Source organism: Shewanella sp. HL-SH4 (assembly GCF_051164845.1).
Classification (GTDB): Bacteria; Pseudomonadota; Gammaproteobacteria; order Enterobacterales; family Shewanellaceae; genus Shewanella; species Shewanella glacialimarina.
This window is the reverse complement of sequence record NZ_CP195037.1, coordinates 2,859,278-2,871,985: the sequence shown is the minus strand read 5'-3', so window position 1 is coordinate 2,871,985 and position 12,708 is coordinate 2,859,278. Positions and strand designations below refer to the sequence as shown.

At 39.7% G+C, this 12,708-nt stretch carries 9 protein-coding genes and 1 pseudogene; 7 read left to right on the top strand and 3 right to left on the bottom strand.

The genetic code is table 11. The features are described from left to right. Positions 1–216 precede the first annotated feature (216 nt). From ACRWQL_RS13570 to ACRWQL_RS13550, 5 genes are all read left to right on the top strand, one after another. Complete coding sequence (locus ACRWQL_RS13570) at positions 217–1,374, top strand: MBL fold metallo-hydrolase (protein WP_434950504.1); 1,158 nt, start codon at positions 217–219, stop codon at positions 1,372–1,374. A 6-nt stretch (positions 1,375–1,380) separates the two neighbouring features. Next, entirely contained in the window at positions 1,381–2,457 is a 1,077-nt protein-coding gene (locus ACRWQL_RS13565) for a trypsin-like peptidase domain-containing protein (protein WP_434950502.1), read from the top strand. Further along, positions 2,444–2,923, top strand: a complete 480-nt coding sequence (locus ACRWQL_RS13560; protein WP_434950500.1) for a hypothetical protein — start codon at positions 2,444–2,446, stop codon at positions 2,921–2,923. The genes ACRWQL_RS13565 and ACRWQL_RS13560 overlap by 14 nt, the downstream gene beginning before the upstream one ends. Continuing rightward, positions 2,911–3,126, top strand: a complete 216-nt coding sequence (locus ACRWQL_RS13555; RefSeq protein WP_434950499.1) for an AAA family ATPase — start codon at positions 2,911–2,913, stop codon at positions 3,124–3,126. Before ACRWQL_RS13560 ends, ACRWQL_RS13555 begins: the two co-directional genes overlap by 13 nt. A gap of 194 nt (positions 3,127–3,320) precedes the next feature. Then, positions 3,321–4,853 (top strand): hypothetical protein, encoded by a 1,533-nt coding sequence (locus ACRWQL_RS13550; RefSeq protein WP_434950497.1) that lies wholly within the window; start codon positions 3,321–3,323, stop codon positions 4,851–4,853. Positions 4,854–4,911: 58 nt separating this feature from the next. Here ACRWQL_RS13550 and ACRWQL_RS13545 read toward each other — a convergent pair. Then, a pseudogene (locus ACRWQL_RS13545) lies at positions 4,912–5,121 on the bottom strand (IS4 family transposase); the annotation flags it as partial. 202 nt (positions 5,122–5,323) lie between these two features. Here ACRWQL_RS13545 and ACRWQL_RS13540 point away from each other — a divergent pair. Beyond that, entirely contained in the window at positions 5,324–6,127 is an 804-nt protein-coding gene (locus tag ACRWQL_RS13540) for a DUF5694 domain-containing protein (protein ID WP_434950495.1), read from the top strand. A 52-nt stretch (positions 6,128–6,179) separates the two neighbouring features. Here the strand turns inward: ACRWQL_RS13540 and ACRWQL_RS13535 are convergent, their stop codons facing one another. Next, complete coding sequence (locus ACRWQL_RS13535; protein ID WP_434950494.1) at positions 6,180–7,649, bottom strand: peptide MFS transporter; 1,470 nt, start codon at positions 7,647–7,649, stop codon at positions 6,180–6,182. Between the two features lie 293 nt (positions 7,650–7,942). Here ACRWQL_RS13535 and ACRWQL_RS13530 point away from each other — a divergent pair, with 293 nt between their 5' ends. Next, entirely contained in the window at positions 7,943–9,091 is a 1,149-nt protein-coding gene (locus ACRWQL_RS13530; protein WP_434950492.1) for a hypothetical protein, read from the top strand. 680 nt (positions 9,092–9,771) lie between these two features. On the opposite strand, the gene gcvP is transcribed toward ACRWQL_RS13530, so the two are convergent. Beyond that, on the bottom strand, positions 9,772–12,660 hold the full coding sequence (gene gcvP / locus ACRWQL_RS13525) for an aminomethyl-transferring glycine dehydrogenase (protein ID WP_434950490.1): 2,889 nt from the start codon (positions 12,658–12,660) through the stop codon (positions 9,772–9,774). Positions 12,661–12,708: the final 48 nt, after the last annotated feature.

Below are 12,708 nucleotides of genomic sequence, written 5' to 3'. Positions count from 1 at the left end.
CAAGGAATGCAGGCTCTAATGCAGTAAAAGCGACACAAGTGATGAAACCAAAATCAGGGATGAAACCATAGCCACCGCGCTATTGTTTACACAAAGCCACAGCTCACCGCTTAACGCCCTCCCCACTTTGATCTTTGTTGCTGCATTTCCAATAAAAAATTGGGAAATTGAGTCAATTTTTAAAATTGATTAAGCACTTTTATGATAAAGATAAAGATGTATCCAGCTCAGGAAGGAGATGCTTTCTTAGTCTCGCTTGAATCTGATAAAGGTAACAAGAACATAATTATAGATATGGGTCTGGCTGATACGTACAAGAGTGAAATGAAACCAGATCTGGTTAAGTTGAAATCGAAAGGTCAGAAGATAGACTTACTAATCATCACTCATATCGATCAAGATCACATTCAGGGTGCGATAGAATTCATCAAAGAAAATGGGACTGAGCAGAGTATCATTGAAGTTGGAGAAGTTTGGCATAACTCTTTTCGACACTTACAATTCGATAAAAAGGCAAATTTACCGAGTGCTGAGAAAATAATTTTAGACAAGATGATCGCTCAAAATAGACCTGTAACAACTAAAGGTCGAGAAAAAATAAGTGCAAAACAAGGATCATCACTCGCAGCCTTGCTTTTAGACTACAAATACAATTGGAATGAAAGTAGTCAATCAAACGCTATATGTATAGACCAAAAAACAATCCATGATTTCAACCACTTTAAAATACACTTGCTTTCTCCTAGTAAAGATAAACTAAATAAACTGGCAACGTTTTGGCTCAAAGAACTTAGAAAAAAGAAGTATAAGTTTTCAATAACTGATGACAATATATTTGATGATGCTTTTGAATTTTTTATGATGAGCAACTCTAACAGCAATCAATATAGAAAAAACATCTCATCTTTTGGAAAATTAGATATTGATATTTTAGCTAAGGTTGATGCAACACAAAGTGAAATAGATTCGAGCCCTACAAACGGTTCTACAATAGCTTTTATACTAGAATTTGAAGGCAAGAATATTTTGTTTTTAGGTGATTCTCATGAAGATATAATAATACAATCTCTAAAAAATATTTATCAAGATAAAGAATGCTATTTTGAAGCAATAAAAATCCCACATCATGGTAGTAACAATAACTTTAGCACTGAGTTAGTGAATCTAATCAATAGTAATAAATTTTTTATCTCAACTAATGCAGCTAAACATAACCATCCAAACATCGAAGTGATATCAAAAATTATGGTAAAGGAAAATCATAAGACTTTATACTTCAACTATAACCATCATGTTGCAGATGCACTTAATAACCATCAACTCAATGAAAAATATAACTTCGATGTTAGCTTTTCAAATAAAGTGGAAGTTTGACTAATAATGACTGACTATCATAAAGATGTAATATTCCAAGTAGAGTGCAACGGAAAAGGAACTGCATTCTTAATTAGTGAGAGCTTAATGATGACTGCTTTTCATGTAGTCGAAGACTCAGAACAAGGAGAAGAGATTACTTTATTTAACGAAAAGCATGGGAAAGTAACAGGAATTGTTAATAAACTAATAACTGAAGACTTAAAAGCTATCGATATAGCGGTATTAGATGTATCAAAGAATATAGTAGATTCAAACTATGTAAAATTAGCAATTTCTGAAAAATTCCCTGAAGGTGTTAAATGGTATACACGAGGTTTTATTAGTGCAAAAGGAAGCGATGGTTTAAATATTCTACCAATAGGTAGTAATACTATTACGTCTTCTTACGATGTGCTTACTGAGGTAAGAAATAATTACGATATTGATCTGTCAGTTGAGAAAGAATGGGATTCCTATGAAGGGATGTCTGGTTCTCCTTTTATGGTTAACGGGTACGCATATGGAGTGATTACTACAGAAATAGCACAAGGCGAAAAAACAAAAGAAATAACGGCTTTATCTACTAGGAAATACTCATCTCTTATCAGAGATTTAGGCGTCAAGATTATTGATAAAGAAATATTAGACTCAAAACCTGAATACGATACTTCTGCAAATGAATCGTATGAATTGATAAATAATTATGACCCTAGATCGTTATCTGACAAGTTAAAAAGTGTTTGCCAAGAAATAAGAAAGGCAAGAATTCAGCTGTATAGTCGTAGCGCAGTTAATTCAAATATTGAGCTAGATCAATTTCCAAAGCAAAGAGTGAATGCTCTAAAATATAGAATATTTGAGGCTTGTCAGAAGTTGCTTCTAACCAAAATAGAACATGGCCTTGAACCTAAACTTACGGTAGATCAAATTGAAGATATACTCGATGAGTTTTCTGATGAAGCTACCAAAATAATAAAAGAACTGACTATGGATTATACTTACCCTATAAAAAATAGAGAATCCATTAAAAATGCAATTTTGTCCTTGATAGATGATTGTTACTTAGCATTCGATGAAGAGGGTCTATATGAAGAAAATTAGTGCAAAAAAACGAATGATGTTTGTTCAAAACAATGACTTTAATTTTCTTTGTTACATGGTTCTACTAACACTAGAAAAATTTTTATGTACCAGTGAAAAATCTTTATTCGTAGACTACAGAAAGATTGCTTTCATTTCGAATATAGTTTTTTGGAAAAACAAAAATGACTGGAATAAAATTTATTATGAATCTCAAATATCAATAAAGACTTTAGATGTGATAATTCAATCTTTAGAAAAGAAAGGAATTGTCAACGTTAAGTTAAATGAGAAAAGAAAAACAGCTGATATTTGGATCGTAGACAGAACTTTAAGTAAGTTATTTTTCGATGAATCGATGTTTGCACATGAGTTAGAGGAGTTGGAAACAATTAAAAAGATAGATAACAGACTTAGAACTTCAAAATTATCCACATTTTTAGATAAACAGTTTTCACTACACGGAGTAAAAGTATGGGAAGTTTGAAAATAAATCGAGTTTCCTATTTTGGAAATGAATATTATTATGAGTCTCCAAAACTAAAAAATGGAATAAATATCATCGTTGGTGATAATGGATCTGGCAAGTCAACTTTTTCATTCTTTATCGATTATGGCCTCGGTGGTAATGTTGAACATTTTAAAAAAAATAAAGATTCTAACATTACATCAAAAAAAAGAAAAAGATAAGAGAGTATTCTCTCATTGTTAATGATAAAGACAACTTTGTTTTTCTTGACGTTTCTATAAATGGCATCAGTTATGAATTTAAACGATTTATAAATACAAATGAAATATTCATAAATGATGGGAAAGATATTTTCAGCAAGAAATTGTACCGAAAAGGTGATACAGAGATTTTTTCTGATTGGCTATTGTCTAAATTGGGTATAGAAGTATTTGACTTGACTTTAGGCCGTCATAATTGGCTCATTGGGTTCAAAGACCTTTATAGACTCATGTATTATGATCAAGAAACGTCGCCGATTAAAGTTTTTAAGGCACCTGATGCTGACAATTTCATATCTGACTCAGATGTGATAAGAAAAGCAATATTTGAAACATTGTTAGGTAAAACGTCTGAAAAGTACAACCAGAGTTATAGTGCATATAGAAAGGCCAAACTTGAATATGAGCAATTAAACACTGAGCTCAGTGAGTTTTGCAAACTGAATAATGTGTCGCCTGATTTCGAGTACGATCTAGAAGAAGCAAATAAAGAGATAGAAGAACTAATATTTACTATTGAAAACATTGAAAATGAAAGAGAATTGGCCGCTTGCTCTAAAACAGAATTTGGAAACAACCTTGAAATTATTGATAATTTAAAGGAAAGATATTTCCAAAAAAGTATTGAATTAAATGAATATAAAATAGACAAAGATAGACTCGTAGTCGAAATATCTCGAATTAATAATTTCAAAGAAGACTTAGAGTGTGAAATTAAGCAAATAAATAAAATCATATTCACACATGATAAGCTGAGTATATTCTCTACCACCACTTGTCCTTTTTGTTCAAAAGAAATAGACGAAGAAAGGCAAAAGCTGTGCTTGTGCGGGCATGAGAAAGATGAAGAAAACACAACGAAATTTGTTTATAGCTCTAGTGATTATCTTCACATATACGATCAAAAGAACAAGAAACTAGCTACGATAGAAGATGCCATAATAGCAGTTAGCAAAGATGTACATGAAAATACCATGAACATAAACCAAGTTTCATCTGAAATTGAAACTATTGAGACTAAGCTTTCGCGATTAGTTTGTATCTCAACACATGAAGGAAACTTAGTTTCATTAACAGAGTTGAACTTGCGCTTAAATCAGTTAAATGATGATCTGTACTTGAAGCAACGTGAGTATCTAACCTATAAAGAGTTTGAAAAGCTAGATACCGACAAAGAGCTCAAGAAGGAAGCTCGAGATGAAGCTAATAAGGAGTTGAACCATCAAGAATATATTTTTAACACTGCCAATAAAGCGACAATAAAAGAGTTTGGAACAATCCTTAAGTCATTGGTCGATGAATCTTCATTATCTTGTGAAACGATGAGTATGGATAGCGATTACATGCCTCTTGTCGATGGTGGTATATATCGCGAAAAGAGTAGTGCAGTAACGATTAGAATGATGTACTACTTCACAATGCTCTCATATAGTTTGGCTAACACTAGTATCAAATACCCTAGATTTTTAATTATGGATACTCCCGAAGACTCGGGAATCGATAAAGAAAAATTAATTAAAAACATAGAGTTACTAGAAGAAAAACTTAAAGAATACAACAAATTAGATGTTGATTACCAAGTAATCCTTACAACTGGTAATGATAGATACCCTCTTTCATACCAAGGCTATGTAAAAGACACTTTTGAAGAGGAAAAAGATAACTTCATCCTTAAACCGAGAAATTAATTTACCTTAATAATAAGTGGGGTCTATGTGGGTCAGAGTCTGAGGGAGCCCCACGAATTTAATAGCATGCTTGTGGATCCTTGATTAACGATTGTAGCGTCTTAATTCCTGCTCGCCAGTGAGACTTCAGCAGCCTCAAAAACTTATCTTTGTAAGCGCTTAATCCTATAAATTGATTTGATAAAACATTACGGTGCTTGATTGAATTAGCTTGGTATTGTCTATGCTTATCAGCCGCTTTAACTGCCAACCCTAACAGGTATAACAGGATAAGTGGGGTAGAGTCTGAGGGATCCCCACTTATCTTAGCGTGACACACTAAAAAATGGTCTATTCTACTCATACCTCTCGAACTATAAAGCAGAAACTCGCACCACATCCTTGTAATAACATACGAAACAATCACTTACTATTTGGCATAGTTTTCGCTTATTGATGTTTAATTTCAAAAAACTCATAAGGTTATTTCGATGAAAAAATTATCTGCTTTAGTCTGTCTGGCAACCGCGCTGTTTATTGGGGCTCAAACTGTTCATGCTGAAGAGCCGGCGCAAATTATGTTGCTAGGCACTTTCCACTTTACTAACCCCGGTTTAGACACGGTAAAAACATCAGTGCTGGATGTTACCTCTGCCGACAGTCAGCTGTATTTACAAGCCTTTAGCCAAAAAATGGCGAAGGATTTTGCCCCGACAGATGTTTTGCTGGAGTGTGCTGTAGGCTCTCAGGGCAAACTAAATGAGCAGTATCAACAGTATTTAAAAGGCGAGTTTACACTGCCAGTGAATGAGAGTTATCAACTCGGATTCAGGGTAGCTAAAGCCGCAGGCGGTAGCGCCGTGCGCTGCTTCGACGAGCAGGAAATACATTGGAATGCCGAGCAGCTGTTTGAACAAATGCCAACAAAGGCACCGGCCATTCAAGCGGCTTTTGATACCTTGATTGCGGAGGTTACTGCCCAAAGTAACGAAATGCATCAGACATTGAGCCTGGCTGGCGTGTTGCGTGCGATGAATTCAGAACAACAATATCGGCTGAATCAATCCATTTACTTACTCAGCAATGAAGTGGGTGCTGGGGATAACTTTGTTGGCGCAGATGCTTCGGCAAGTTGGTGGCACAGAAACTTTCGCATGTATGCCAACATTCAACTAGCGGCCAGCCCGGGCAAGCGAGTTTTGGTGATTGCTGGGCAAGGCCATATTGCTGTTATCAAAGATTTTCTGGCCAATGACACTCAGCGCAAAGCGGTGTCTGTTGACAATTTTTTCTAAGAATAAGTGGGCTACTGGGGGGCAGAGTATATGACCCCACTTATCCCACAAGTTATCCCACAAGTTCTTTGGCTTTCACCTTTACTTTCACATACCTCTCCAAGGGCGAAATTAGCAAATAAATCACTCCTGTAATCACTGAAACGCTCGCCACAATAGTAAACAATTCTTGCATCGGTAAAGTGCCAATTTGCCCTGCTGCTAGCCCTGCAATTAAGTTACCCAGCGATGCGCCCATAAACCAAATCCCCATCATCTGGCTGACTAAATGTTTAGGTGATAATTGCGACACCGCGCTCAAGCCAATAGGGCTTAAACACAGTTCACCAATAGTATGCAGATAGTAGGTCACCACTAACCACATAGGGCTGACTCCTGTTGAGCTAGCATCGCTAAAGCTTGCACCCCATGCAAGTACGAAAAAACCTGAACCGAGTAACAGTAAACCCAAACTAAACTTAACTAATACCGACGGATTTCTATGGCCTAACCACAGCCAAAGTCCACCCATGATCGGTGCCATGATAATAATAAACAGGGCGTTGACCGACTGCAGCCAGCTAGCTGGCATTTGCCAATTGAGTATTGAGAGGTCGGTATATTGCTTGGCGAACAGGTTCATTGAAGAGCCCGCTTGCTCAAACCCAGAATTAAAAATGGCGTAGCCAATAAATAGTAAAAAGATAAGGCCGATGTTTTTTTTCTGTGCGGTTGTTAATTTGCCAAACACTAACGCATAAACAAAAAAGCCAATCGCCAACGCGACAATAATCACGCCCGTGACACTGGCAACGGCACTTAAACTGAGGTTAATCATGCCAGTGCTGGCGGCGACGATAATACCTAGAATCAAGCTTATGATGGTGAGCGATATTTTAACAAACAGGCTTCTATCTTTGTCTAGCTGTTGTTGATTGATAAGCTTAAACGTTCCGGCTTCGCCAAGTTCACCCATCTTTAATCTATATTGAATAAGCCCGCAAACCATACCAATGCCAGCAGCACCAAAACCTAGGTGCCAATCGATATTTTCACCCAACATGCCACACACTAGCGGACCTAAAAAAGCCCCTAAGTTTATGCCCATGTAAAAAATTGAAAAGCCAGCCTCGCGTTTTGAGGTGTCGTTATGATACAACTGGCCAACGATGGCGCTGACATTGGGTTTTAATAATCCAGTGCCGATAATGATTAAACCCAGCCCAGTAAAAAAGCCAATTTGGCCTGCAATGGCCATCGAAAAATGACCCAAGGCGATAAATACGCCACCGTAAAATACCGCTTTTTGCTGGCCGATTAGTCGGTCAGCAATCCAACCGCCAGGCAAGGCTAATAGATAAACCAACGCGGTATATAAACCGTAAATGGCAGCGCTATCTTCAGTGCTCATGCCAAAGCCACCTTGCTCAGCGCTGGCGACCATAAACAACAGCAGTAATCCTCGCATGCCGTAGAAGCTAAATCGTTCCCACATTTCGATGAAAAATAAGGTTGATAGCCCGCGTGGGTGTGATTTAAACATTAAGCTCTCCTGATAACTGCGCGAATAGAATGCCAATCGAATACAAATCGATTGGTTACAATTATGTTAAGAGGGCGTGCAGTGATGACCAATCGAGCTAAAGCTAACGAGTGGGAAAAATAGTTTTGCAAGTTTTACAAGTCACTTTAAATAAGCTTTACAGATTGATTTACAGTGGTTTTTTCGCTTTATAGACGTTATGCTCAAGTTAATGTGTTTTATCGCTAGACGGTGTAATCAAACAAAATACAAGCTTATTGTCATTAACAAGGTAACTCAATTCAGTGAACCCTATGCCAAATTTACCCGCAATAACCTTTGCCTATCCGCATTGGTATTTAATCTCTCAACTCTGTGTTTGTGGCATGGCGAGTTTAATTTTTTGGATAACCTATAAATACCCCACCCCTGACATAGAACCACACGACGCTCCGCGGCGGGAAAAAGGACTATTGTTTGTTGCCCTAGCGAGCCTAACCTGGGCTATTTGGCCTGCGCTGGCGTTAATGTTTGACGATGTGAACGTGATGCGACTGTATACCTCAACGTTAAATAGCGTGTTTTTATTGCTAACAGCGGCCTTTTTTGAATATGGCCCTAGACGATTACGTTTATTTCAACTGCATGAACGTTGGGTGTGGATGGTGATTTGTGGCGGCCTGGTGGTCGCTTCTGTCACCTCCAACATTGATAATCGGTATTGGAAATACATCCCGGATGTTATTTTATCTGTCCTAACGTTAAGTATTTTAGGTTGGGTCATTTGCGTGACTTTTTACCAACGAATCAGCAAACAAGCCGCACTTATTGCTGGCACTATTATTCTGTATGCGTTGTTTGCGCAAATGTTAGAGGTAACCCATCTGTTTACCGATGCACAATGGCAACCGCCAAGCGAAACGCGGTTAATTATTAGTTTAACCTCCAAAATATTGTTATTGATGGTGTTGCTGTTGGTTGCCATCAGTTGGTTACAAGAACAATGGCTCGCGCAAGTTAAAGAAAACAGTTTGGCAAAATTGCCTGAAAATCAAATTAACATCCACATTACTGGCAGGCGCGACCCCGACAATCAACGCCGTTGGTTGGTGAGCGTGCAACAGCACTCATCGACAGAAAGTGAGCCTGTAATGCACAGTTTAACCAGCGTGCCGCATTTATTATTCATTCAGTTTGCCCTCAGAAAACAGCTAAGTGATCAAATTGACGGCGGCATGATGAACACGGTTGAAGACAGTTTTTACCATGCTGATCTGAATAAAATTCATAAAATGCTTGGCTTGAATGTACCCACGTTATTTAAAAACTTCGGCCGTAATGGCTGTTACGCCATTCGTAACAACATCAGTGTGAGCTTAAATGAACAGGAATTAGTCAAAGATCCAGATGTTTTAGGATTAATCAAAAAAGAGCAGCAAAAATTAGCTGCTGAGACTCAATAATCTGATGCGATGAAGCCATTCCAGCAGCCACTATATTTGACTGTGTCAGCAAGCCATTGTGCATAATATGGAGTACACAAAAAAGCGACCCAAAGGTCGCTTTTTTAAGCTCTAAACTTCAATGAAGCCTATTACCACCATAATTGCGTCGCTGGCGAAGCTACTCTTTACAAAAATAGCTCCGCGGCAGGCGAACCAAATGCTCTAGCGCGGAATTGACTGGTGTCAAACTCTTTGTGATGAGCTTTCTGGAGCTGAGGTTCAACGCTGTAATAGCGAGACTAAGCAGCCGAAATAGCGTTACTGCCGAAGGTATGAAAAAAAGCCGCTGGTTTTTACCGCCAAGTTGACTGGTGTCAATGTAAAAGAATAAAGCTGGATTCCGGCTCAAAAGCATTACCGGAATGACGTAAATAAACATTACCGCCATGAGGTGTGTTTAGAACTTTTCTGGTGTGACACAAACAAAAAAGCGACCCGAAGGTCGCTTTTTTAATGCTTTAGGTTCCGGCTCAGAAGCATTACCGGAATGACGTTTGGCCTACTACGACCATAATTGCGTCGCTGGCGATGAGAAGACAATGAAGTTTGAGGTTTTTACCGCGGAGTTGACTGGTGTCAATGAGCAGTAAAAACCTTAAACTGAAGCCGTATTATCGAGGCCAAGTAGCCATTATCATTTACTGATAATCTTCCATTGGTGCGCAAGAACACATCAAGTTTCTATCCCCATAAACATCATCAATACGGTTTACCGTTGGCCAGAACTTGTTAGCTTTAGCTGATGCTGTTGGGAACACGGCCACTTCGCGGCTGTACGGACGTGAGTCAAACTCGCTGTCCATAATATCGGCTAGTGTGTGCGGTGCGTTATGTAATGGGTTGTTGTCTGCTGGCCACTCGCCTGCTTCTACCTTGGCAATTTCGCCACGAATAGAGATCATAGCTTCGATGAAACGATCTAATTCAACTTTAGATTCAGATTCCGTTGGCTCAATCATTAAGGTTCCCGCTACTGGGAAGCTCATAGTTGGCGCGTGGAAGCCGTAGTCATTTAGTCGCTTAGCGATGTCCATTTCAGTTACGCCTGAGGTTTCTTTTAGCGGGCGTAAATCAATAATACATTCGTGCGCTACGCGGTCATTACGACCAGTAAATAATACTGGGTAATGTGGTAGTAGCTTTTTCATGATGTAGTTAGCGTTCAATAATGCTGTTTGGGTTGATTGCTTAATACCCTTAGTGCCTAACAGCTTAATGTACATCCAGCTGATAGGTAAAATGCTAGCACTGCCGTATGGCGCTGCTGATACTGCACCGTTATGGTCGCTTACACGACCTGGCTTAACGACTACGTGACCCGCTACAAATGGCGCAAGATGGGCTTTAACACCTATTGGGCCCATACCTGGACCACCGCCGCCGTGCGGGATAGCAAAGGTTTTGTGTAGGTTTAAATGGGATACGTCAGCACCGATAAAGCCTGGAGATGTTAAACCAACCTGGGCGTTCATGTTAGCGCCATCTAAGTAAACCTGACCACCAAACTCGTGCACTATGTCACAGACTTCGCGGATGGCTTCTTCATACACACCGTGGGTAGATGGGTAAGTGATCATGATGCACGATAAGCTGCCTGCTAACTCAGATGCTTTAGCACGTAAATCTTCTAAGTCGATGTTGCCTTGTTTGTCACAAGCAGTCACCACCACTTGCATACCAGCCAATTGCGCCGATGCTGGGTTAGTACCGTGAGCAGATTGTGGAATTAAGCAAATGTTACGATGCGCGTCGCCGCGAGATTCGTGGTATTTCTTAATCGCTAACAGACCAGCGTATTCGCCCTGTGCACCTGAGTTTGGTTGAATACACACTTCATCGTAGCCGGTGATTTTAACTAAATACTCAGATAATTCGTTGATTAACTTAGTGTAACCCTTTGCTTGATCTAGTGGGCAGAATGGGTGCATGTTAGCAAATTCTGGCCAGCTTACCGGTAGCATTTCTACTGCCGCGTTTAGCTTCATGGTGCATGAACCTAACGAGATCATTGAGTGATTTAGGGCTAAATCTTTGTTTTCCAAACGCTTGATATAACGCATCATATCGGTTTCGCTTTGGTAGCGATTAAACGTTGGGTGGGTCAAAATAGCGTCTTGACGCACTAATGCATCAGGAATTGATTGGCTACCATTTGCGACGATTTGCGCATCTAATGCCGCAACATCTAAGCCATGGCCTGCGCCTAAAATCACATCAAACAGTGCAGCAATGTCTTTACGTATGGTGGTTTCATCGAAGCTGACACCAAACACGCCATCGGCGTCGATACGTAGGTTGATTTCTGCTGCTATAGCACGGGCATTAATGGCAGCAACATCGGCGCCTTTAACACTGATGGTGTCAAACCAGGTGTTATTGACTAGGCTTAAACCTTTAGTTTGTAAGCCTGCGGCTAGAATGTCAGCAAAACGGTGAATGCGTGAAGCAATGGTTTTTAAGCCTTGTGGGCCGTGGAATACTGCATAAAACGATGCCATGTTGGCTAGTAAGATTTGCGCAGTACAAATGTTTGAGTTGGCTTTTTCACGGCGAATATGTTGCTCGCGCGTTTGCATTGCCATGCGCAGTGCCTGGTTACCACGGGCGTCTTTAGATACACCAATGATACGACCTGGCATTGAGCGTTTGTGCTCGTCACGGGCAACGAAGAAGGCTGCGTGTGGTCCGCCGTATCCCATTGGTACGCCAAAACGTTGTGCACTACCAAATACGACGTCTGCACCCATTGAACCTGGTGACTTTAATAACACTAATGACATGATGTCAGTCGCGACGGTAACGATCACTTTGTTGTCACGTAATGTGGCAAATAACTCAGAATAATCGCTAATTTGACCATGACGGTTGGTGTATTGGAATAACGCGCCAAATAGCTCGTAATTAACGGCCTCTGATGCTGGGCCAACTACCACTTCAAAACCAAAACATTCAGCACGGGTTTTGACTACGTCTAATGTTTGTGGGAATACGTCATCGGCAACGAAGAATATGTTAGCTTTTTTCGCTTTAGACACACGCTTGGCTAATGCCATAGCCTCTGCCGCTGCGGTGGCTTCATCTAATAATGATGCTGAGGCTAAATCAAGACCGGTTAAGTCCATCGACACTTGTTGGAAGTTAAGAATAGCTTCTAAACGACCCTGGGCGATTTCTGGCTGGTAAGGGGTGTAAGCTGTGTACCAACCTGGATTTTCAAACACGTTACGCAAAATAACATTAGGCACTTGTACGCCGTAGTAACCCATACCGATATAGCTTTTGAATACTTTATTTTGATCGGCAATGTCACGGATGTAGCTAATACCTTCAGCTTCACCACAAGAATCACCTATGGTGAGGTCTTGCGGTAAACGAATTTTTCCCGGCACAGTTTGTGCGGTTAAGTCTTCTAAAGACTCAGCGCCGACAAAGTTCAACATTTCTTGTTGTTGAGCTGCGCTAGGACCAATGTGACGAGTTAGAAATAATTCGTGCTGTTCTAATTGTGTAAGAGTTTGCTTGGTCATGGTTAACCTTGTTCCAAAAATGCCAGTTGTGGGCTGTAGGGCACAGTA

Coding starts and splice junctions, on each gene's coding strand:
- ACRWQL_RS13570 (WP_434950504.1), top strand. CDS start 217: ATGTATCCAGCTCAGGAAGGAGATGCTTTCTTAGTCTCGCTTGAATCT.
- ACRWQL_RS13565 (WP_434950502.1), top strand. CDS start 1,381: ATGACTGACTATCATAAAGATGTAATATTCCAAGTAGAGTGCAACGGA.
- ACRWQL_RS13560 (WP_434950500.1), top strand. CDS start 2,444: ATGAAGAAAATTAGTGCAAAAAAACGAATGATGTTTGTTCAAAACAAT.
- ACRWQL_RS13555 (WP_434950499.1), top strand. CDS start 2,911: ATGGGAAGTTTGAAAATAAATCGAGTTTCCTATTTTGGAAATGAATAT.
- ACRWQL_RS13540 (WP_434950495.1), top strand. CDS start 5,324: ATGAAAAAATTATCTGCTTTAGTCTGTCTGGCAACCGCGCTGTTTATT.
- ACRWQL_RS13535 (WP_434950494.1), bottom strand. CDS start 7,649: ATGTTTAAATCACACCCACGCGGGCTATCAACCTTATTTTTCATCGAA.
- ACRWQL_RS13530 (WP_434950492.1), top strand. CDS start 7,943: ATGCCAAATTTACCCGCAATAACCTTTGCCTATCCGCATTGGTATTTA.
- gcvP (WP_434950490.1), bottom strand. CDS start 12,660: ATGACCAAGCAAACTCTTACACAATTAGAACAGCACGAATTATTTCTA.